The organism is Micromonospora sp. NPDC051925, assembly GCF_044548625.1.
Lineage (GTDB): Bacteria > Actinomycetota > Actinomycetes > Mycobacteriales > Micromonosporaceae > Micromonospora.
The window spans coordinates 39,532-59,261 of sequence record NZ_JBIUCH010000011.1 but is presented as its reverse complement, the minus strand read 5'-3'; the positions used below and the strand labels follow the sequence as shown (position 1 = coordinate 59,261).

Annotated in this window: 19 protein-coding genes and 1 pseudogene; 13 read left to right on the top strand and 7 right to left on the bottom strand. The window is 72.4% G+C overall.

The window, feature by feature from the left end:
- A pseudogene (locus ACIG87_RS16605) lies at positions 1-932 on the top strand (hypothetical protein); the annotation flags it as partial.
- 91 nt (positions 933-1,023) lie between these two features.
- On the opposite strand, the gene ACIG87_RS16600 reads toward ACIG87_RS16605, so the two are convergent.
- From ACIG87_RS16600 to ACIG87_RS16585, 4 genes are all read right to left on the bottom strand, one after another.
- Positions 1,024-2,199, bottom strand: coding sequence for an ABC transporter permease (locus ACIG87_RS16600; protein WP_396851536.1), 1,176 nt, complete (start codon positions 2,197-2,199; stop codon positions 1,024-1,026).
- A gap of 77 nt (positions 2,200-2,276) precedes the next feature.
- Positions 2,277-2,963, bottom strand: a complete 687-nt coding sequence (locus ACIG87_RS16595; protein WP_396851535.1) for an ABC transporter ATP-binding protein — start codon at positions 2,961-2,963, stop codon at positions 2,277-2,279.
- 28 nt (positions 2,964-2,991) lie between these two features.
- Positions 2,992-4,131, bottom strand: coding sequence for a peptidoglycan-binding protein (locus ACIG87_RS16590; RefSeq protein WP_396851377.1), 1,140 nt, complete (start codon positions 4,129-4,131; stop codon positions 2,992-2,994).
- Positions 4,128-4,673 (bottom strand): hypothetical protein, encoded by a 546-nt coding sequence (locus ACIG87_RS16585; RefSeq protein ID WP_396851376.1) that lies wholly within the window; start codon positions 4,671-4,673, stop codon positions 4,128-4,130. Before ACIG87_RS16585 ends, ACIG87_RS16590 begins: the two co-directional genes overlap by 4 nt.
- 127 nt (positions 4,674-4,800) lie before the next feature.
- Here ACIG87_RS16585 and ACIG87_RS16580 point away from each other — a divergent pair, with 127 nt between their 5' ends.
- The 4 genes from ACIG87_RS16580 to ACIG87_RS16565 all read left to right on the top strand — a co-directional run bounded on the left by ACIG87_RS16580 (position 4,801) and on the right by ACIG87_RS16565 (position 8,085).
- The gene (locus ACIG87_RS16580; protein ID WP_396851375.1) at positions 4,801-5,457 is read left to right on the top strand and encodes a response regulator transcription factor; all 657 of its coding nucleotides are present in this window, start codon (positions 4,801-4,803) and stop codon (positions 5,455-5,457) included.
- A complete protein-coding gene (locus tag ACIG87_RS16575; protein ID WP_396851374.1) occupies positions 5,454-6,626 on the top strand; it encodes a sensor histidine kinase in 1,173 nt (390 codons plus the stop codon). The genes ACIG87_RS16580 and ACIG87_RS16575 overlap by 4 nt, the downstream gene beginning before the upstream one ends.
- Positions 6,627-6,880: 254 nt before the next feature.
- Positions 6,881-7,279, top strand: a complete 399-nt coding sequence (locus tag ACIG87_RS16570) for a hypothetical protein (protein WP_396851373.1) — start codon at positions 6,881-6,883, stop codon at positions 7,277-7,279.
- Positions 7,280-7,293: 14 nt separating this feature from the next.
- On the top strand, positions 7,294-8,085 hold the full coding sequence (locus ACIG87_RS16565; RefSeq protein WP_396851372.1) for a hypothetical protein: 792 nt from the start codon (positions 7,294-7,296) through the stop codon (positions 8,083-8,085).
- A gap of 35 nt (positions 8,086-8,120) precedes the next feature.
- Here ACIG87_RS16565 and ACIG87_RS16560 read toward each other — a convergent pair whose 3' ends face one another.
- Positions 8,121-8,345: a winged helix-turn-helix domain-containing protein gene (locus tag ACIG87_RS16560; RefSeq protein ID WP_396851371.1), complete on the bottom strand. Its 225-nt coding sequence runs from the start codon at positions 8,343-8,345 to the stop codon at positions 8,121-8,123.
- Between the two features lie 261 nt (positions 8,346-8,606).
- On the opposite strand from ACIG87_RS16560, the gene ACIG87_RS16555 reads away from it, so the two are divergent.
- Genes ACIG87_RS16555 through ACIG87_RS16545 form a run of 3 tightly spaced genes read left to right on the top strand, consistent with a single transcriptional unit; the run spans position 8,607 to position 9,762 of the window.
- The gene (locus ACIG87_RS16555) at positions 8,607-9,233 is read left to right on the top strand and encodes a hypothetical protein (protein WP_396851370.1); all 627 of its coding nucleotides are present in this window, start codon (positions 8,607-8,609) and stop codon (positions 9,231-9,233) included.
- The gene (locus ACIG87_RS16550) at positions 9,230-9,493 is read left to right on the top strand and encodes a DivIVA domain-containing protein (RefSeq protein WP_396851369.1); all 264 of its coding nucleotides are present in this window, start codon (positions 9,230-9,232) and stop codon (positions 9,491-9,493) included. The genes ACIG87_RS16555 and ACIG87_RS16550 overlap by 4 nt, the downstream gene beginning before the upstream one ends.
- The gene (locus ACIG87_RS16545) at positions 9,481-9,762 is read left to right on the top strand and encodes a hypothetical protein (RefSeq protein WP_396851368.1); all 282 of its coding nucleotides are present in this window, start codon (positions 9,481-9,483) and stop codon (positions 9,760-9,762) included. Before ACIG87_RS16550 ends, ACIG87_RS16545 begins: the two co-directional genes overlap by 13 nt.
- Before the next feature lie 119 nt (positions 9,763-9,881).
- On the opposite strand, the gene ACIG87_RS16540 is transcribed toward ACIG87_RS16545, so the two are convergent.
- Together ACIG87_RS16540 and ACIG87_RS16535 are read right to left on the bottom strand one after the other, a co-directional pair.
- Positions 9,882-10,766 (bottom strand): ABC transporter permease, encoded by an 885-nt coding sequence (locus ACIG87_RS16540; RefSeq protein WP_396851367.1) that lies wholly within the window; start codon positions 10,764-10,766, stop codon positions 9,882-9,884.
- Positions 10,766-13,636 carry an alpha/beta fold hydrolase gene (locus tag ACIG87_RS16535; RefSeq protein ID WP_396851366.1) on the bottom strand — a complete coding sequence of 957 codons (2,871 nt, stop codon included), beginning with the start codon at positions 13,634-13,636 and terminating at the stop codon, positions 10,766-10,768. Before ACIG87_RS16535 ends, ACIG87_RS16540 begins: the two co-directional genes overlap by 1 nt.
- Before the next feature lie 369 nt (positions 13,637-14,005).
- Here ACIG87_RS16535 and ACIG87_RS16530 point away from each other — a divergent pair, with 369 nt between their 5' ends.
- Genes ACIG87_RS16530 through ACIG87_RS16510 form a run of 5 tightly spaced genes read left to right on the top strand, consistent with a single transcriptional unit; the run spans position 14,006 to position 19,726 of the window.
- Entirely contained in the window at positions 14,006-15,202 is a 1,197-nt protein-coding gene (locus ACIG87_RS16530) for a hypothetical protein (RefSeq protein WP_396851365.1), read from the top strand.
- Positions 15,189-18,053: a nitrate- and nitrite sensing domain-containing protein gene (locus ACIG87_RS16525; protein ID WP_396851364.1), complete on the top strand. Its 2,865-nt coding sequence runs from the start codon at positions 15,189-15,191 to the stop codon at positions 18,051-18,053. Before ACIG87_RS16530 ends, ACIG87_RS16525 begins: the two co-directional genes overlap by 14 nt.
- Positions 18,050-18,520 carry a roadblock/LC7 domain-containing protein gene (locus ACIG87_RS16520; RefSeq protein WP_067305308.1) on the top strand — a complete coding sequence of 157 codons (471 nt, stop codon included), beginning with the start codon at positions 18,050-18,052 and terminating at the stop codon, positions 18,518-18,520. Before ACIG87_RS16525 ends, ACIG87_RS16520 begins: the two co-directional genes overlap by 4 nt.
- Positions 18,517-18,990, top strand: a complete 474-nt coding sequence (locus tag ACIG87_RS16515) for a DUF742 domain-containing protein (RefSeq protein ID WP_396851363.1) — start codon at positions 18,517-18,519, stop codon at positions 18,988-18,990. The genes ACIG87_RS16520 and ACIG87_RS16515 overlap by 4 nt, the downstream gene beginning before the upstream one ends.
- Positions 18,968-19,726 carry a GTP-binding protein gene (locus ACIG87_RS16510; RefSeq protein ID WP_396851362.1) on the top strand — a complete coding sequence of 253 codons (759 nt, stop codon included), beginning with the start codon at positions 18,968-18,970 and terminating at the stop codon, positions 19,724-19,726. The genes ACIG87_RS16515 and ACIG87_RS16510 overlap by 23 nt, the downstream gene beginning before the upstream one ends.
- Positions 19,727-19,730 lie beyond the last annotated feature (4 nt).

Genomic DNA, 19,730 nt, shown 5'->3' with positions numbered 1-19,730 from the left:
TAGCGGCGGCCCCACGCCTCACCGCCGACGCTCCGGCAGCCCAGCACCTCGACACCGCCGACGCTCCGGCAACCCGGCATCTCGGTGCGACCGGCACCACCGACGGCACCGACCCCGACACCAACGACCTGTCCAGCATCTGGATGAGCCCGCCGCTGGCCTCCGGTGCGCCCGGCCTGAACCCGGAGGACGCCGGGAACTGGACGCAGGTCTGGTCGGCGGCCGAGTACGAGCCGGACCCGGTGGTCCGCCGGGCGTACGCCCTCGGTGGTCTCGCCTCCTTCGGCGGCCAGCTCTACTGGGGCACCATGCACGTGCCGTTGCAGGCGACCGCGCTGCACCTGTCGGTGTACCCGCCGCGCAGCCAGGCACAGCTCCAGGCCACCGTGCAGAACACCCAGCGGGCGTTCGCCGTCTTCCGGGGCCGGGACTTCGGCGGGGCGCACGAACAGGTCGAGACGCTCTACGGCGAGTCGGCGTTGCCGGCCTTCGACCCGACCGCGAACAACGGGGTCGGCGCCTGGGCGTCGGCGTCCACCGGGGTGACCCCGGTCTACGGCGGTTCCGGCTTCGACGACCCGTTCAACCTCTACGCCTGGAAGATGGCGGTGGCCGGCGGCCGGCTCTACATCGGCACCATGGACTTCGCCTACATCTCGATGGAGGGCGAGATGCCGACGCCCACGGCCGGCACGACGACCCGCCCGCCGACCTTCGGCTCCGACCTCTGGTCGTTCGACGCGCCGGGGCGGCCCGCCCGCGCGGTCGACACCGGTGGCTTCGGCAACCCGCTCAACCAGGGCGTACGCACGGTGGTCGTGGACGGCTCCACGCTCTACCTCGGGATGGCGAACCCCATGAACCTGCGCACCGACCCGACGCCCGGCGTCCCGAAGGGTGGCTGGGAGCTGATCCGGGTGAGCCGGCGCTGACCCCACCCGGCTGAACGTGGCCCGGCGGTCGGTGAGGTCCCCACCGGCCGCCGGGCCACCTGCCGCCGGGCCACCTGCCGCTCCGCTGCGCTCACGGAGCGGCCAGGGCCTCGGTCGGTGAGAGCCGGCTGGCCCGGATCGCCGGATAGAGCCCGGCCAGCGCACCGATCATGATGGTCGCGCCGATGCCGCCGGCCACCACCCAGAGCGGCACCACGGTCGGCCACCCCTGGGAGCTGGCGTAGCCGGCGGTGACCAGGCCGCCGAGCAGCACCCCGCCCACCCCGCCGAGGGCGGACAACAGCAACGACTCGGCGAGGAACTGGGTCCGGATCTGCCCCCGGGTGGCACCCAGCGATCGTCGGAGCCCGATCTCGGCCCGCCGCTCGATCACCGAGATGACCATGGTGTTGGCCACCCCCACCCCGCCGACCAGCAACGCCACCGCACCCAACCCGAGCAGCAGACCGGTGAACGCCTCGTCGGTGGCCTGCTGGGCGGCGAGCGCGTCGGACGGCCGGGAGACCTGGATCTCGTTGGACTGCTCCGGGTTGGCCGTCGCCGCCAGCACCGCCCGGACCGCCTCGACGTGCTGCTCGGCCGAGCGGGTGTAGATCCGGGTCGGATGCCCGTCCAGACCGAGGTAGGTGGTCGCGGCCGACCAGCCGACCAGGGCCGACGAGTCGAGTTCCGGGGCGAGCGGGACCGGCTGCAGGATGCCGATCACGGTGAACCACCGCCCGTCGAGGTAGACCTGGATCTCCGGCCCGGCCGCGCCGAGCCCGAGCCGCTCGGCGGCGACCGACCCGAGGACCGTGGCCGGATACCTCGCGGTGGCCTCGTTGAACCAGGTCCCGCTCGCCAGCGAGCCGCCGACGGTGTCGAGGAGGTCCAGGTCGACCGCCTGGGTGCCCAGCCCGCCGGTCTCCGCCGCCGGGATCCGGTCCGACCGGTAGACCGGGGTGTCGGCCAGTTGGGCGGTGGCCGACACCTGGCGTACCGGCCCGATCCGGCTGATCATGCCGACCGCCTCGACCGGCAACTGGGCGTCCGCGCCGAAGAGGGTGCTCCCCGGTGCGACGGTCAGCAGGTTGGTGCCGAGGGCGGCCAGCGTCCGGTCCAGATCGGCCCGGGACGACGAGGAGATGCCGACCACGCTGATCATCGCCGCGATGCCGATGGCGATGCCCAGTGCGGACAGGAACGCCCGCAGCGGCCGGGTGCGCAGCCCCACGCCGCCGACCCGCAGCACGTCACGCGGGCTCATCCGGGCCGGCCGCAGCCGATCCGACCGGCCACCCCCGGTCGACCGCACCCCGCCGGTCAGCCGGGGTGATGTCGTGGTCATCGTGTTACCTCCTCGACCGGCGCGGCGGAATCCGCCACGATCAACCCGTCGCGCATCTGCACCTGGCGGGGCAGGCTCGCCGCGATCTCCCGGTCGTGGGTGATGACCACGACCGTGGTGCCGGCCGCGTGCAGCTCGTGCAGCAGCTCCATCACCCCGGCGCCGGAGCTGGAGTCGAGGTTGCCGGTCGGCTCGTCGGCCAGCAGCAGCGGCGGTTCGCCGACCACCGCCCGCGCGATCGCCGCCCGCTGCCGCTCACCGCCGGAGAGCTGGTGCGGCCGGTGGTCCAGCCGGTGCCCCAGGCCGACCCGCCGCAGCGCGGCCTCCGCCCGCCGCCGCCGCTCCCGCCGGGGTACGCCGGAATAGAGCAGGCCGTCCGCCACGTTCTCCACCAGCGGTACGCCGGCAGCCAGGTGGAACTGCTGGAACACGAAACCGATCCGGCTGGCCCGCAGGGCGGACAGCTCCCGGTCGGACAGCCGCGCGGCGTCGTACCCGTCGATGTGGACCGCGCCCGAGCTGGGCCGGTCCAACGTGCCGATCACGTTGAGCATGGTGGACTTCCCCGACCCGGACGGGCCGACGATGGCCACCAGGGCACCCCGGTCGACGGTCATCGACACACCACCGAGGGCGGCCACCGTGTCGCCGTACCGTTTCGTCACGTCCCGCAGCTCGACCACGTGGTCGGGGCCGGCGGCCCGGGGTGGCTCAGTCACCGGGCATCCCCACGGTCAGCCCCTCGGTGACCCCCTCGCCGGAGACCTCCACCCGACCGGCCGCGAAGAGCCCGGTGCGCACCACGACGATCCGGGTGCCCGTCTCCTCCACCACCTGGAGCCCGTAGCCGCCCTCGGCGAGGGTGAGCAGCGCCGCGACCGGCACGGTGAGCACGTCGGCGCGTTCCGAGGCGACGAAGCCGACGTCCACCGCCGCCTTGTCGTAGCCGGCCAGCACCTTGGGGTCGTCCCCGGTCACCGTGACCTCGATCTTGGTCTCGGTCTGGGCGTCCTGGCCGGACGCCGCCGCCGAGGTCTGCACCACCGTCTCGACCGTGCCGACCTTGCCGGTGCTGCGGGTGCCGTCCGGCAGGGTGATGGTCACCTCCGCACCCTTGCGGGCCAGCCGCTGGTCCTCGACGTCCAGGGTGCAGGTGACCAGCCGGGCCGTCCCGGTGGTCGAGAGCACCACCTTGCCCGCCCCGACGGTGTCGCCCACCTCCACGCCGTGGCTCTCCACCCGGACCTCACCGGGGGCGTAGACGATCCGGGAGGGCTCGACCTGGCCGGTCTCCGGCAGGCCCAGGTCCTCCTGCCAGTCCCGGACCGCGTCGGCGGTCGCCGAGGTGAAGTCCTCGTCGACGGTGAAGCCGGTGTGCCCGAGCGCGGCGAGGTTCTGCTCGAACTGCTTGACGTCGGTGCCGCTGACGTCGACGCGCAGCACCCGGTACGCCGGCAGGCCACCGTAGAGGAGCACCACCGGGTCGTTGTCGATCCGGTACAGCGTCCTGCCCCGCTTGACCGTCGCGCCGCCCGAGGCGAGCCAGGTGACCGTCCCGCTCAGCCGGCTGTCCCGGGCCCGCGGGGTGCCGTACCCCAGCTCGCCGTTCTTGGTCTCCCGGTCGACCAGGGTCTGCCGGGTGACCGTGGCGGTCGACGGTGGCCGCCGGTCGGTCGACGTCGACCGGTCGGCGTGACCGCCGGTGGCGAAGGTGACCGCCGTGCCCGCTACCGCCGCGACAAGCACCACCACCGCGCCGAGCAGGAACCCGGGTCGCCAGCGCCCGCGTCTGGCCGGTGGCTCGTCCGGATCGTCGGCGGCCACCTCGGCGGGCCGGGTCGCGGTGCTCATGACGTCCCCCGGCGGTCACCGAGGTTGGGCACGGTCTCCCGGCACTTGTCGAACGCCGCCCGCAGCTTCGGGTCCTTGAGGTCGAGGCCGGCCTGGCCGGGCTGGACTCGCCCGTCGGCAGCCGGGTCCGGGAAGTTCGGCACGCCGTTCTCCCGCATGCACTTGGAGAGCTTGCGGACCTGCTCGACCTGGTCGGCGTCGAGCTGCCGGGGCTGCCCGCCGTTGGGGGCGTACTCGCGGCACTGCTGGAGCGCCGCCTGCACCTTGGCCGTGTCCACGTCCGACCCGAAGTTGAACCGTGGCCCGTTCTGCCCCGGCTCCGGGTCGGGCACGTCGAGCCCCTGTTCCCGCAGGCACGCGGCGAACTTGAGCTGACGTTCCTCGTCGCTCATCCCGGCGGCGGCGGAGAGCGAGGGCTGCACGCCACCGCCACCGGCCGTGGCCACCCCGGAGTCGTCGGAGTCGTCGGCCTGACAGCCGGTCAGGGCCAGGGCCGCCACCACGGGCAGGGCGAGGAGCAGGCTCAGCGGACTTCGTCGCATTGTTCGTCACTCCCTTCCGGCCGGCAGAGAGCCGGCATTAGGGATAAGTCAACTCCTGAGGCTGTATCCAGGGCATAAGCGGTGACGTTAACGCCGTGGTTACCCCCGCATGGGCCAGGATGTAACGGTGCGCGTACTGGTGTGCGAGGACGAGAAGCTGCTCGCGGACGCGATCGCCGAATGGCTACGGCGTGAGGCGTTCGCGGTCGACGTCGCGTATGACGGCGACGCGGCCCTGGAACGGATCGGCGTCAACGGGTACGACGTGGTCGTGCTCGACCGGGACCTGCCGGTGGTGCACGGCGACGACGTCTGTCGTGCCCTGGTCAACGCCGAGCGGGACACCCGGATCCTGATGCTGACCGCCGCCGCCGCCGTCCGGGAACGGGTCGCCGGCCTGGCCATCGGCGCCGACGACTATCTCACCAAGCCGTTCGCGTTCGTCGAGTTGAGCGCCCGGGTGCACGCGCTGACCCGGCGCACCCGGCCGGCCGCCCCGCCGAAGCTGAACCGGGCCGGGATAGTCCTGGACCCGGCCCGGTTGGAGGTCACCCGGGACGGACACTTCGTGCCGCTGTCCCGTAAGGAGTTCGGCGTGCTGGCCGAGCTGCTGCGGGCCGACGGCGCGGTGGTCTCCGCCGAGGACCTCCTCGAACGGGCCTGGGACGAACACATCGACCCGCTGACCAACGTCCTGCGGGTCACCGTGATGAAGCTGCGGCGCAAGCTCGGCGATCCGCCGGTCATCGAGACGGTGCCCGGAGTGGGGTACCAGATCCGATGAGGAAAGCGACCATCCGGGCCAGGCTGACCCTCATCTACGGCGGCCTGTTCCTGCTCGCCGGCACGGTGCTGCTCGCCGTGACGTACGTGCTGGTGGACCAGCGGCTCACCCACGGCCTCGGGTTCAACCTGCGCGGGGCGGGTGGCAAGGAGTCGATCTCACTGCCGCAGGGCGTCCAGATCAACGCCGAACAGGCCGAACACCTGCGCAACCTCGTCCGGCAGGTGCAGGACGACGCCCGGCGGGACGCCCTGGACTCGCTGCTCACCCAGGGCGGGGTGGCCCTGGCCGTGGTGACCATCGTCGCGGTCGCGTTCGGCTGGCTGGTCGCCGGCCGGGCGTTGCAGCCGTTGCAGCAGATCACCGGTACGGCCCGCCGGATCGCCGGTGCGGACGGCGCGGGCCGGGGGCTGCACGAACGGATCGCCCTGGCCGGGCCGACCGACGAGGTGAAGGAGCTGGCCGACACCTTCGACCTGATGCTCGAACGGCTCGACCGCTCCTTCGACGGGCAGCGACGCTTCGTCGCCAACGCCTCGCACGAACTGCGTACCCCGCTGGCGATCAACCGTTCCCTGGTCGAGCTGGCGATCACCCGGCCGGACGCCTCGGCCGAGCTGCGGCAGCTCGGTGAGACCCTGCTGGCGGTCAACGAACGCCACGAGCGGCTGATCGACGGGCTGCTCACCCTCGCCGACTCGGACAACGAACTCGCCGAACGCGCCGAGGTGGACCTGGCCGAGGTGGCCGCCCACGTGGCCGAGCAGACCGCCCGGCTGACCACCCTGGACGTCACCCGCGAGCTGGCACCGGCCCGTACGGTCGGCGATCCGGTCCTGCTGGAACGGCTCACCCAGAACCTGGTCGAGAACGCGGCCCGGCACAACATCGGCGAGGACGGCTGGCTCTCGGTCTCGACGGCCGTGGTCGACGGTCGGGCCACCCTGACGGTCAGCAACAGCGGGCCGGTGGTGCCGAGCTACGAGATCGAGACGATGTTCCTGCCGTTCCGTCGGCTCAACCGGGAACGGGTGGCCGGCAACCGGGGCTTCGGCCTGGGCCTGTCCATCGTCCGGGCGGTGGCGCGGGCGCACGGCGGCACCGTGCAGGCGACACCCCGCCCCACCGGCGGCCTGGTGGTCACCGTCTCCCTCCCCAGCCCCTCCTGACCGACATCACCCTGGCCTGTTGGCACCCTGCACGACGCTTCCTACCGATGTCAGGTTGCTGACTCGACACGAGCGCCAGGCCTGCATCATCGCCACTGTCTCCGATAGTGTCCGACCCGATACGGAGCGAGGTGGCTTCACATCGTCACCTCTGGAGGCGGGAAAGGGCCCCGATCGTGAGTCGGCAAGTGTCCCCCTTGATGACGGCCGCCAATCTGGGCACCTTGCTGTCGCCACTTGCGGGAGCGACAACCATGGGTGGCATCACCTGGTCCGTCAAGAGCCCCGTGATCAAACACGGCTTGATCCGGGTCGACACCGACATCAAAACACTCGCTCCGTGCCGGCTCCGGATGATGGTGAACGAGCTGGAACCGAGCGAGCCGAAGCTTCAGTATCTCGCTGGCGACGGTCGTTCGGGCTTCTCCGCCCGCCGCCTGTGTCTGAACACCCCCCATCGCCCATTTCCCGGCACGCACAAGCACCGGAGCGAGCCCGGCGGCGGCGAAGAGGGGGCCTACGAACCGGACGACATCCCCGCCGTTCCGCTTCAACCGAGGGTCGCACCCGGTACGTACCGTGCGATCCTGGAAGCGTTCGCTGCGGAGTGCTTCATCGCGATCGGGGACGACTTCATCTGGCAGGAGCCGTGAGGAGGGAGATGATCGTGGACGCCACGAACGTCATCGGTGCTGTCCTCCGGGCCGTGAACGACAACACCGTCGTGCAGCCGTACGGCGACGGCCTGCTGGTCGACCTGCCGCTGACCTACGGCGACGGCGACGGCGTACGGGTGCTGGTCGAGCCGATGGGCTCCGGCTACCGGGTGACCGACCGTGCCGCCGCCGCCTCACTTCTGGCGATGGCCGGGGTGAACCTGTTCGCCGGCCGCGCGGCCGAGGCGTTCGCTGAGATCATGGCCAGCGGCGGCCTCAACGGGGTCAACGCGGCACCCGGTGAGATCACGACCTTCGGGGCCACCGACGAGCTGGGCAGGCTGGTGCTTGATGTCGCCCAGGCTTCGCTACGTGCCGACCAGCTCCGATGGCTCGCCCCACGACAGGCGGGGATGAGATTCGTCGACCGGGTCACCGACCGGGTCACCGCTTGGGCCGGGCGAAGCCGCGAGCTTCAGCGGGACGCTCCGATTCCGCTGGAGTCGGGGCGCAACCGCTCGGTCACCCTGCGGGTCGCCAATGATGGCAAGGCGGCGTACGTCCAGGCCGTCAGCCTGCGCGACCCGGACCAGGCAGCCGAGCACTGCTATCACGTCTTCGGCCTGTCGAAGATCGCGAGAGAGAGCCGGGTCGCGGCGCTGGACGGCTCGGCGCGTGACTGGCCCGCAGCGATCGTCGCTGAACTCCGCACCGTCAGCGACGTCGAGTTCTTCGACGACCCCCTCAGCCTCGAACGGCAACTCGACAGGGTCGTGCCACCTCCACAGGCCGCCCTTCGGTAGCAGCGGCCCCCCATGCTCAGGCAAGAAGGACGTGGTCAATCGGTGCGACTCCGCACGAAGACCCCGCGACCCTGGTGGCCCTCCACCAGTCCTTCGGCGCGCAGCGTCAACATCACCGAACGGATGACCTGGGTGGAGACGCCGTACTGAGCACACAGCTCGGCGATTGACGGCAGCTTGTCGCCAGGCTTGAGATCACCGGAGTTGATCCGGTCACGGATCTCGTCGGAGATACGCACGTAGTAAGGCGTCACGGACATGGTGGTGCTCCCTCGTCGGCACCACCATCTGACCATCGTTTTGTTATGACATCAAGTTCTAAGCGTGTCAGGGGTTGCACCTCTAACACTAGGCATCATATGTTGAAGACCGAGGCGGCCCTCGTCGGCAAAACAGGGACGACTCATCCCCCGGGGCTCGTACCCGGACAGCGCTGGGGCAGTGCGCACACCACAGCCGGAACCCCCTCCGGGCTGGTCGGCGCGCTGCCCCGGCATCCACCCAGGCAAAGGAGACGTGATGTGACGGGGTCGGAGACGAGTTCGGAGGTGCCCGTCGCCAGCGCGATCTGGGCGGTCGAGCAGGTGGCCGCCGAGCTGCGGGAGACGTACCTCGGGGTGGCCGCCGCAGCCGTGCTGCTGGAACGTGTCGGCGCGGGGTGCACGCACCCGGCGCTCCGGCTGGCCCGGCGTAGCAGCGGCGACGCCCTCGACCTGGCCGGCGAGGTGGATCAGCAGGTCAACGACGGGGTACGCCGGCTCCGGGTCACCGCCGGCCAGCAGGAGCCGGCCACGATCGGCGGGCTGGTCGAGGTGCTGGACACCGTGTGCGGCCAGTGGGGTGCGGCAGCCGATCGGGTTCGGCAGCTCCCGGCCCGGGTCACCGCCGCCGGCCAGCAGCTCCGCGCCGCCGTCCCCGCCGACGACCCGACCCTGAGCAGGCACTTGCCGACCTCGTCGCAGCCCCGCGCCGCCGTCCACGGCGACGAGACGGCCACCGAGGCGACCGCCCGGCAGTGGCAGCACGCCGCCGAGCAGCTCGACCTGATGGCGGAGTGCCTGACGTCGGCCGTCGCCGCGCTGGCGTCGTACACCGACGGGTTGTCGGGAGCGGTGCCCCGACGGGCCAGGAGAGGCGAGACGACATGATCCATCGAGCCGGGCAGCGGCTACTTCCACCGCACGTCCGCGCCGTCACCTTCGGCACCCGTCGTTGGCGCGGCCTCGACCCCGATCAGGTGTACGCCTTCCTCGACCAGGTCGCCGACGAGCTGGAACGGCTCCACCGGGACCTGACCGTCGCCACCACCGAGGGCGAACGTATCCGGGGGGCGTTGCGCCGGTGGGGGTCGGGGCACCTCGACCGCCGCCCGACGAGACTGACCAGGAACAGCTGGTGGCCCCGGTGAACGACCCGCACTGGATCATCCACCTACCGACCACGCTGACCAGCGTCGACGAGGCCGCCGCGTTGGCCATGGCGTTGCGCCGCTCGCTCGGGCACGTGCTCGCCATCGACTTCGGCGAGACGACGCTCTCCGAGGAGGACCGGCAGTCCACGCGTACCCGGGTCTGGTGCGACGCCCCGCTCGACTGTGTCGGCCACCACCGACGGGCGGCCGGTCGTTGCCGACGCCCGGCCGGCCACGGCGGCGGGTGCGCGCCGACGCCCGAATGAGCGATCCGCCCGGGACGGGTCAGGCAGCCTCATGGTCAACTCAGTGGGGCCGATGTTGCGGTGTCCGGTGACCGGCGATACCGCAACATCGGCCCCGTTGCGAAGCACTCGCCGTCGGCCTAGCTGGTGACGTCCTTGCGGGTGAAGCGCCAGAAGGCCAGGGCCCAGAAGAGGGTGGCGTAGCTGATCGCCGAGATCGCGCCCCGGACCACGTCGTCGGTCTGCATCGGCGTGGAGAGCAGGCCCAGCCAGGCGCTGCTGTAGTGGGTCGGCAGGAAGTCGCGCAGCACCCCCAACGCGGTGATCTGGTCCAGGATGTTGGACATGATCCACAGCAGCACCGCGCCGCCGACCGCGCCCAGCGCGGCGTCCGTGATCACCGACAGCAGGAACGCCAGCCCGGCCACCACCAGCAGGACGACCGCCAGGTAGCCGAGCACCGCCAACAGCCGTACCAGCCCCTCGGTCGGGGTCAGCTCGGCCGAGACCTGGCTGTTCAGCGGGTTCCAGCCGTAGCGCAGGGTGCCGGCGAGCAGGGCCGTGCCGGCCAGCAACAGCAGGGCCAGCCCCGAGTACGCCAGCGCCACCAGCAGCTTCACCGTCAACAACCGGGCCCGGGGCACCGGCACCGCCAGCAGGTAACGCAGGCTGCCCCAGCTCGCCTCGCTGGCCACCGTGTCACCGCAGAACAGCGCCACCACCACGACCAGCAGGAACGACGCCGACACCAGGATCGAGAAGAGGGTGAAGTTGAGCCCACCCGAGGTGGCCAGGTCGGCGAGGCTGCCGAACTCGCCCTGCCCACCGCCGTCGTCGTTGCCGGAATCGAACTGGAACGCCACCAGGATGATCAACGGCAGCAGCACCATGAAACCGAGCGCCAACTGGGTACGCCGCCGCGACGCCTGCCGACGGAACTCCGCGCCGAACGGCAGGGTGACCGACGGCCGGTAACCGACCGCCGCCCCACCCGGCCCGAACGAACCCACCGAAGAACCCGCCATCACCGGTCACCGCTTCCCCGAGAGTTCTCGCCCACCAGGGCGAGGAACGCGTCCTCCAGGCGACGCCGTGGCACCACCCGGTCCACTCCGATCCCTTCCCGGACCAGCTCGGCCACCACCTCGCTGCGCGCCGTCCCGTTGGTGTCCACGACCAACCCACCACCGTCGTCGGCGGTCAACACCTGCACCCCGTCGAGTCGGCTCAGCACCGCCCGCGCGGCGGCCTGGTCGGTCACCTCGAACAGGGTGCTCGGCGACTCGCCGACGATCTCCTCCACCGGGCCGGAGGCGACGATCCGGCCCTTGTTCACCACCACCGCGTGCGTGCAGGTCTGCTCCACCTCGGCCAGCAGGTGGCTGGAGACCAGCACCGCCCGGCCGTCGGTGGCGTACCGCTGGAGCACCCGGCGCATCTCGGCGATCTGCGGCGGGTCCAGCCCGTCGGTCGGCTCGTCGAGCACCAGCAGCTCCGGCAGGCCCAGCATGGCCTGCGCGATGGCCAACCGCTGCCGCATCCCGTGGCTGTAGTTCTTCGTCCGGCGGTGCACCGAGTCGCCCAGGCCGGCGATCTCCAACGCCTCGTCGAAGTGCGCGTCGGCCCACGGCCGGCCGGTGGCCCGCCAGTACGCCTTCAGGTTGTCCAGACCGGACAGGTGCGGCAGGAAACCCGGCCCCTCCACCAGCGCGCCGATCCGCGACAGCACCGGCGAGCCGGGCACCAACCGGTGCCCGAAGACGTAGATCTCCCCGGCGGTCGGCTGGGTCAGCCCCATCAGCACCCGCAGGGTGGTGGTCTTGCCGGCGCCGTTCGGGCCGAGCAGACCCATCACCTGACCGGGGTGCACCTCGAAGTCCACCCGGGAGACCGCGACGAAGCCGTCCGCGTACTCCTTGCGCAGGTCGCGGACGGCGAGCGGGATGCCCGCGTACTCGGGATGGATGGAGTTGTCCTGGCGGCGGTGCCGGCGACGGACCACGGCGACGACCACGACGAGCCCGACCACGATCGCGGCCAACAGGCCGACCAGCACCCACCGCCACACCGTGGCGGTGGTCGGGATCGGTTCGGCGGTGACCGTCGGCAGGCTCACCGGCCCGTCGACCGCCACCGTGTGCACAGCTGGCGCGACCGGCGTGGTGTACGCCTGGTCGGCGGTGGCCAGCACCACCCGCAGCCGGTGCCCGGCCTCGACCCGCCGGACGATCGCCGGCAGGGTGACAGTCACCGGCTGCGCGGCGTCGATCGTGGCCGGTAGCCCGGTCAGCCGGATCGGGGCGACCAGCCCGTCCGGCAGCGTCGCCGCGCCGGCCGGGTCGACGTCGTAGAGCTTGGCGAAGAGCACCGCCTCGCCGGTCGCCGACGCCGCCCGGACGGTGACGGTGGGCGCGCCCACGACGTCCACCGCCTCGGTCAGCGGCGCCGACTCGAACCGGGCGTGCTGACCGGGTACGTCGCCGGCCACCCCGTCGAGCAGCGAGCCGAGCGAACCGGCGAACGGCACCGACGAGATCGCCGCCGGGTTGCCGTTCGGCGGGTTGGCGACCGGTTGGGCCGGCCCGTCGACCGGCACCTCACGGCGGGCGTCCCCGGTCACGCCGGGATAGTCGGTGGTGCGGTAACCGGTGGCGACCAGCCCCCGGTCGAGGGCGTCGAAGCCGGCGATCCGGGAGAAGGTGAAGTCGTCGCCGGGCGTCGCGCCGGTGCCCTTGACGTAGTGGTCCAGCCACTGCACGGTCAGGTACTTCACCCGGTCGGAGTCGGTCGTCGGCCCGGCGCCGCCGTCGTGCCCGCCGGTGAACCAGGCCACCCGGACCGGGGTGCCGGCGGCGGCGATGCCCCGCGCGTTGGCGTCCGCCTCGGTCAGCGGGAAGAGGGTGTCCGCCTGGCCCTGCACCAGCAGGGTGGGTGCCTCGATCCGGTCCAGCGCGCCGGCCGGGGAGGAGCGCCGGAGCAGGTCCACCGCCGCCTGGTCGGCCCGGCCGGTGGTGGCGATCCGCAGGTACGCGGCGCAGACGTCGGCGGCGAACCGGCCACAGGACGGGTCGGCGGCGGCCCCGGGGGCGCGCGACGATCCGGTGCCCGGCCCGCTGCCCGGCTGTGGGCTGGGCGCACCGGCCGACGCGGGAGCGCCCTCCGGCTCGGCGGCGGCGGTGTCACCGGAGAGCCCGGCCGGCCCGGATCCGGCGCTGCCGCCACCACCGAAGAAGATGCCGGCCCAGCCCTTCTTGAACACGCCCTCGGTGGCCGGCTTGCCGGTGCTCTCCGGCAGGAAGGCGCGGGACAGGTCGTTCCAGGTGATCATCGGGACGATCGCGTCGACCCGGGGGTCCTGGGCGGCGAGCAGCAGGGCCAGCCCACCGCCGTACGAACCGCCGACCACCCCGACCCGGGGGTCACCGGCGGCGTCGGTACGCACCTCGGGGCGGGCGGCGAGCCAGTCCAGCAGCCGTTGGGCGTCGCGCACCTCGTAGTCGGGGCTGTCCAGGTGGATCTGACCGCCGCTGTGGCCGAAGCCCCGGGCCGTCCAGGTCAGCACCGCGTAGCCCTGACCCACCAGGTCCTCGGCGTCGGCGCGGACGGAGTCCTTCGTGCCGCCGAAGCCGTGTGCCAGCAACACGGCCGACGCCTTCCGGCCGGTCGACGCGTCCCGCGGCAGGTACAGCGTGGTGTCCAGGTCGACGGGCTCGTCGCCGCCCGGCCCGGACCGCACGGTGAGCATCGTGGACTCGGTGCGGAAACCCGGCCGGTCCGGCCAGACCGCCCAGCCGACGAGCGCCGCCAGCAGGACGACGACCATCGACGCGGCGACCGCTCGGCGACCGGTGGGCAGGGCACGGCGGATCCGCGCGGCCGACAACGGCGATTTCATTCGGCTCACGGTACGGCCCGAAAGCTGAGCATTGGCTGAGATCCGCCGTACGTCCGTCCTGGCCAGCCAATCGTCCGTCCGGGAAGGTCAACCGCACAAGGTCACCCGGCGTTCACGCGGAACGAGTTCGGATCGCGTGAATTCACGCGTAAGGCGCGATAACACTATGGAAACGAGCATGTCACCTTGACAACAGTACGGAGCGTATGGGGAGCGTCCATCTGGCGTCACATCACTCGAAGTGACGCAAAACTGACCGGCGCAGACCTCTGGCCAGGGATCGCCCGTCGATTAGGTTCCGGTCCGACGCACGGGACCGAAGTGTCACGCCATCCCCGAACCCCTGCGCCGCCGCCGGAGGAGACAACCATGACCGTTCCCGCCTCGCGGGTCCGTCGACGGCCCAGGACACCGGGCCGCCTGTTGCCGCTGCTACTCGCCACCGCGCTGCTGCTGCCGGTGGCGTTCCTCGTCGTACAGGGCCACCGGCTCCTCGACGCGGACCGTGAGCTGGCCGAACGGGAACGCCTCGGCGTCGAGTACCTGCGCGCCCTCGGTCCGGTCACCGAGGCGCTGGTGGACGCGCAGACGGCCGCCGTCGCCGGCCGACCGGCATCCCGGGACGCCCTGGACCGGGCGGTGGAGCAGGCCGCGACGGTCGACTCCCGGATCGGCGAGGAGTTGCGCAGCACCGAGCGGTGGGCCGGGCTACGGGCGAAACTGGAGGGCCTGCCCAGCCGGTCGCTCACCGACCCGGAAGCCGCTTTCACCGCGTACGGCGAGGTCACCGATCTGTTGCTGGCCCTGCACGGCAAGGTGCGGGAGACCTCCGGCCTGATCCGGGACGCCGGCTCCGACTCGTACTTCCTCCAGGACGGCGTCGGCGAGGAGATGCCGGAGGCGGTGGTCGCCGCCGGACGGCTCGTCGACCTGGCCGTCCTGACGCAGCAGCGGCCCGCTGCCGAACAGGCCCGCTCGCTCGCCGAACTGGCCACCCTCCGGTTCGCCGCCCTGCAACCGGCGGGCGACCTGGTCGACGACCTCCAGGCGGTGGTCGACACCTCGGAGAGCGCCGACATCGGCGCGGGCGTGCTCACCCCGCTCGACACGTACCAGCGGGCGATCGAGGCGATGGGTGCGTTGTCCCAGCCCACCGGCCGGACGCAGACGGTGGATCTGACCAAGCTCGCCAGCGCCCGCTCCCAGGCGCAGAACGCGGCCAGGCAGCTCCAGCCGGTCATCCTCGACGAGTTGGACCGGCTGCTCCAGCAGCGAATCGACCAGCTCGACGGCGACGACCTGCTGATCCTCGGCGCCGGCGGGGTGGCCGGGCTGCTCCTGGTGGCGCTCGGCGCAAGCGGTTGGCTGTCCCGTCGGAGAGACACCCCGGTGGGCAGCGGCACCGCACCCGGTGAGCCGACCGAGGAGACCGAGGAGACCGGGCCCACCCGATGGGAGCCGCCGGCGCAGCCCGGTCGCCTGCCGGCCGGGCCGGTGCCGGTGCTCCAGCCGGCGGGCCAGGGCCCCGAACCCGACCGGTGGAGGCCCTTCGATGCTGCTCGGTAGGCTCCGGATCCGGGGCAAGCTGGCCCTGCTCGTGATGGTCCCCCTGCTCTGCATGGCCGGGCTCACGGTGCCGGTGGTCTGGGAACGGGCCACCGTGGCCCAGCAGGCCGGCGACATCGCCGAGCGGGTGCGGGTCGCCGGTCGGGTCGGCACCATCCTCCAGCACCTCCAGCAGGAACGCCTGCTCGCCGTCGGTCTGCTGCTCGGGCAGGTCCAGCGCACCGACCTGGTGCAGGCGATGGCCGAGGTCGACGACCGGATCGCCGACCTGCGCGCCGACCTCGGAGACACGCTGCCGGCAGAGGTCGACACCGCCCTCGACGGGGTACGGCAGCTGGCTGCCCTCCGGACGGCGGCGGTGGCCGGGCAGACCGGCCCGGACCAGCTCATGAACGGGTACGGGCCGGTGCACACCGCCCTGATCGACTCGCTCCGGCTGCGGCTCAACGCGGACACCCGCACCCCGGCCGGGCGGCAGGTGCTGGCGCTGGACGGCCTGCTGCGCACCGGCGAACGGCTCAGCGCCGGCGCCACCCTGATCGTGCTGGTCGCCGCCAAGCCGAACAACCAGACCATCACCGCCTACGTGGCCAACTTCGCCATCCTCGAGGAGGACAGCGCCCGGCTCCAGGCCCTGGTCACCCCCGAGCAGCTCGAACTGCTCGCCCTCGAGGAAGTCGCGGTGGCCAACCGCACCGGCCCGGACTTCCTCAACCAGAGCGCGCTGGACCCGGCCACGGCGATCGGCAGGCTGGACGTGGCGACCCTCTTCCCCACCGTCTCCTCGATGATCACCCTGGGCCAGTTCGTGGAGAAGAAGCTGGTCGCCGACGTCACCGCCGAGGTACGCGCCGACCGGCAGTACGCGCTCGCCGGGGCGTACTGGGTGACCATCCTGATCGTGGTGATCCTGATCGTGGTGATCCTGCTCACCATGTCGGTCGGCCGGACGGTGGCCCGGCCGCTCACCCGGCTCACCCGCTCCGCGGACCGGGTCGCCCGGGTCGCCGAGTCCGAGCTGGTCCGGGTCGCCGACGACGAGTCGGAGACCACCCCACCGGTACGCCTCGACCCGGTCGACGTGGGCGCCCGGGACGAGATCGGCGACCTGGCCCGCGCCTTCGAACGGGTGCAGAACACCGCCGCCCGGCTGGTGGAACGACAGGTGGCGAGCCGGCGCAACGTGGCCCAGATGTTCGGCCACGTCGGGCGGCGTACCCAGAACCTGGTCGGCCGGCAGATCGCCCTGATCGACCGGTTGGAGCAGCAGGAGACCGAGCCGGGTCGGCTGGAACACCTGTACCGGCTCGACCACATCTCCAGCCGGCTGCGCCGTAACGCGGGCAGCCTGGTGGTGCTCTCCGGCGCGGCGGGCGACGACGCGCACGTCGCACCGATTCCGGTGGCCGACGTGGTCCGGCTGGCCCTCGGTGAGATCGAGGACTACACCCGGGTGGACGTGCAGGTCCCACCCGAGGTGGTCGCCGCGCCGGCGATCATCGGTGACCTGGTGCTGGCGCTGGCCGAGCTGATGGAAAACGCCACCGTCTTCTCCCCGCCGCACACCCGGGTCGTCGTCACCGCCGAGCCGACCGACGACGGCGCACGGCTGGCCGTGATCGACCAGGGCATCGGCATGAGCGGGCAACGGCTGGCCGAGGAGAACGCCCGGTTCACCCGTCGGGAGCGGCTGGACCTGGCCCCGTCCGAGGTGCTCGGGCTCTTCGTGGTGGGCCGGCTGGCCCGCCGGCACGGCTGGACGGTGGAGCTCGCCCCGACCGCCGGCAGCGGGGTGACCGCCACCCTGGTGCTCCCCCGCTCCGCCCTGGCGCAGGCCCCGACCGGGCGGAACGGCGGACCCGTCACCCGTGCCGTACTTCCCTCGCCGGACCGGCCGGGGACGACCGGCCACGCCGCGCTTCCGTCGCGGGACCGGTCCGGGACGACCGGCCACGCCGTACTCCCGTCGTTGGACCGGCCGGGGGCGACCGGCCCGGCCGGGACGCCCGGCACCGACAGCCTGCGGACCGGTGGGACACCGGCCGTGGTCGACGCGGGCCCGGCCCGGCCGGTGGTCGACCCCACGGCGTTGCCCGGATTCGACCCGACGCTGCTCAGCAAGGCGACCAGGAGCATGGAGGCCACCGGCCCCTGGGACGCGTTCGGCACCACGCCGACCGGCCCGGAGACGGTCGTGCCGGCCGGACCCGACCCGGCCGGACCTCGGACGGCCCTACCGGCCGGACCAGGAACAGCACTACCGGCCGGGCCCGGGACGGCCCTCCCGGCCGGACCGGGGACAGCCGGGCCGGCCGACTCCGCGACCGTCCTGCCGGCACACTCCGGCACCGTCCTGCCGGCACACTCCGGCACCGTCCTGCCGGCCCGCGGCACCGCCGCGGTGGTCCCGGTGGACGCCGGACCGAGCCGGGCGGCGGTCCCACAGCCCACCCCGCTCCCCGCGGGCCAGCCGGCCCCACTGCCCGGAATCCGGCAGCGGGTACCCGGTGCCAGCCTGCCCCGGACCACCTCGATCGTCGGTCCGGTGGACGCCACCCACGCCGACCCGGCCGCCGCCCGAGCCCTCGTCGAGCAGTTCCAGTCCGGGGTGCACCGGGCCGAGGCGGCCCGGCCGGCCGCCGCACACCCCGTCGAGCCGGCGGCACCCCGGCTGACCCGGCGGATACCGGGTGCCAACCTGACCGTTTCGCCACCCCGGCAACCGCCCAGCCAGCACCCGGGAGATCCGGGCGAGGTCCGCGATCTCATCAACGCGTTCGAGACGGGCGTCGCCCGAGCTCTGCGCGAAGTCCGCCCCGACCGCCGCACTGAAGAAGGAACGACACGGTGACCAGCCCGCACGTACACGAGAACGTCGACTACCAGAACCATCCGGCCGGTGATCTCAGCCCGGAGGCGCGCACCTTCAACTGGCTGTTGGACTCGTTCACCTCCAGCACGGCCGGCGTCCTGGAGGCCATCGCGGTCTCCTCCGACGGGCTGCTGATGGCCATGTCCTCGATCAAGGACCGGTCCAACGCCGAACGCCTCGCCGCCGTGGTCTCCGGTATGACCAGCCTGGCCGGCGGGGCCGCCAGCTGGTACGCGCTCGGCGGGCTCAACCGGGTGATCGTGGACATGGCCGACGGCTACCTGTTGATCACCGCGATCAGCAGCGGCTCGGTGCTCGGCGTGATCGCCGACCGGTCGGCCAACCTGGGCACCGTCGCATACGAGATGACGCTCTTCGCCGGCCGGGCCGGCGGCGCGTTGACACCGAGACTGATCGCCGAGCTGAAGAACGCCGTTCAGCAATGACCTGGGACGCCGCCGGCGAGGAATCGGAACCCGAACCGTTGGTCCGGGTCCGCCCCTACCTGCGGACCCCGTCGGGGGGCGGGACGGCGACGCCGACGCCTGCCCCCGAGCCGGAGACCGACCGGCCGGCCAGCCCCCGCCCGTTCGTGCTGACCGCCGGACGGGTGGCCGGCGCGGACCCCGCGATCGGCCTGGAAACCCAGGTCACTGCCCGGTTCGAGCAGGGCCGGGTCGCCGTCCTTCCGGCCCTGCTCGCTCCCGAGTTGCAGGCGATCGTCGCCCTGTGCGGTGAACCGATCTCGGTCGCGGAGATCTCCGCCCGGATGCGGCTGCACCTCGGCGTGACCCGGGTGCTGGTCGGTGACCTGCGGGCCGCCGGCCACCTCGACGTGCACGTCGGCGCCGTCGACGACGCATTTGACCCCGACCTCATCCTGCGAGTGATTGATGGACTTCGTGCGATCTCCTGAATGGCCGGTCGCCCCGCTCGGCGGGCTCGCCGCGAACAGTGCCTCCGCCCGCTACGGCCAACCGGCGAGCGGCCCTCCGACGCCACCGCAGCATCCGTCCTCGCCGCCACCGTACCGGCCGTCGGCGGCACCGACGGCCACGCCGGCCACGGCCACCCGGAACGGGCCGGTCGTGGCCCCACCGATCCCGGTCAAGCTCCTCATCGCCGGTGGTTTCGGGGTGGGCAAGACCACCACGGTCGGCGCGATCTCCGAGATCGACCCGCTGACCACCGAGGCCGAGATGACCAGCGCCGGCATCGGGGTGGACGACCCCGGAACACGGAGCGCGAAGACCACCACCACGGTGGCGATGGACTTCGGCTGCGTGACCATCGATCGGAGCCTGAAGCTCTACCTGTTCGGCACGCCGGGGCAGAACCGGTTCGGCTTCATGTGGGACGACCTGGCCCGGGGCGCGCTCGGCGCGCTGGTGGTGGTGGACAGCTCCCGGCTGGACGACTGCTACCCGGCGATCGACTTCTTCGAGCGGGCCGGCCTGCCCTTCGTGGTCGGGGTGAACACCTTCGACGGCCGGCTGACGCACGAGTTGGGGGCGATCCGGTGGGCGCTGGCGGTCGGTGACCACGTACCGCTGGTGCAGTTCGACGCCCGGGACCGGCTGTCGGTGCGGGACGCCCTCCTGGTCGTCCTGGACCGGGCGCTGGACCGGGCGGTTCGGGAGAAGGGCGCCTGAGCGA

Coding starts and splice junctions, on each gene's coding strand:
- ACIG87_RS16600 (WP_396851536.1), bottom strand. CDS start 2,199: ATGAGCCCGCGTGACGTGCTGCGGGTCGGCGGCGTGGGGCTGCGCACC.
- ACIG87_RS16590 (WP_396851377.1), bottom strand. CDS start 4,131: ATGAGCACCGCGACCCGGCCCGCCGAGGTGGCCGCCGACGATCCGGAC.
- ACIG87_RS16585 (WP_396851376.1), bottom strand. CDS start 4,673: ATGCGACGAAGTCCGCTGAGCCTGCTCCTCGCCCTGCCCGTGGTGGCG.
- ACIG87_RS16575 (WP_396851374.1), top strand. CDS start 5,454: ATGAGGAAAGCGACCATCCGGGCCAGGCTGACCCTCATCTACGGCGGC.
- ACIG87_RS16570 (WP_396851373.1), top strand. CDS start 6,881: ATGGGTGGCATCACCTGGTCCGTCAAGAGCCCCGTGATCAAACACGGC.
- ACIG87_RS16560 (WP_396851371.1), bottom strand. CDS start 8,345: ATGTCCGTGACGCCTTACTACGTGCGTATCTCCGACGAGATCCGTGAC.
- ACIG87_RS16550 (WP_396851369.1), top strand. CDS start 9,230: ATGATCCATCGAGCCGGGCAGCGGCTACTTCCACCGCACGTCCGCGCC.
- ACIG87_RS16540 (WP_396851367.1), bottom strand. CDS start 10,766: ATGGCGGGTTCTTCGGTGGGTTCGTTCGGGCCGGGTGGGGCGGCGGTC.
- ACIG87_RS16535 (WP_396851366.1), bottom strand. CDS start 13,636: ATGAAATCGCCGTTGTCGGCCGCGCGGATCCGCCGTGCCCTGCCCACC.
- ACIG87_RS16530 (WP_396851365.1), top strand. CDS start 14,006: ATGACCGTTCCCGCCTCGCGGGTCCGTCGACGGCCCAGGACACCGGGC.
- ACIG87_RS16525 (WP_396851364.1), top strand. CDS start 15,189: ATGCTGCTCGGTAGGCTCCGGATCCGGGGCAAGCTGGCCCTGCTCGTG.
- ACIG87_RS16515 (WP_396851363.1), top strand. CDS start 18,517: ATGACCTGGGACGCCGCCGGCGAGGAATCGGAACCCGAACCGTTGGTC.
- ACIG87_RS16510 (WP_396851362.1), top strand. CDS start 18,968: ATGGACTTCGTGCGATCTCCTGAATGGCCGGTCGCCCCGCTCGGCGGG.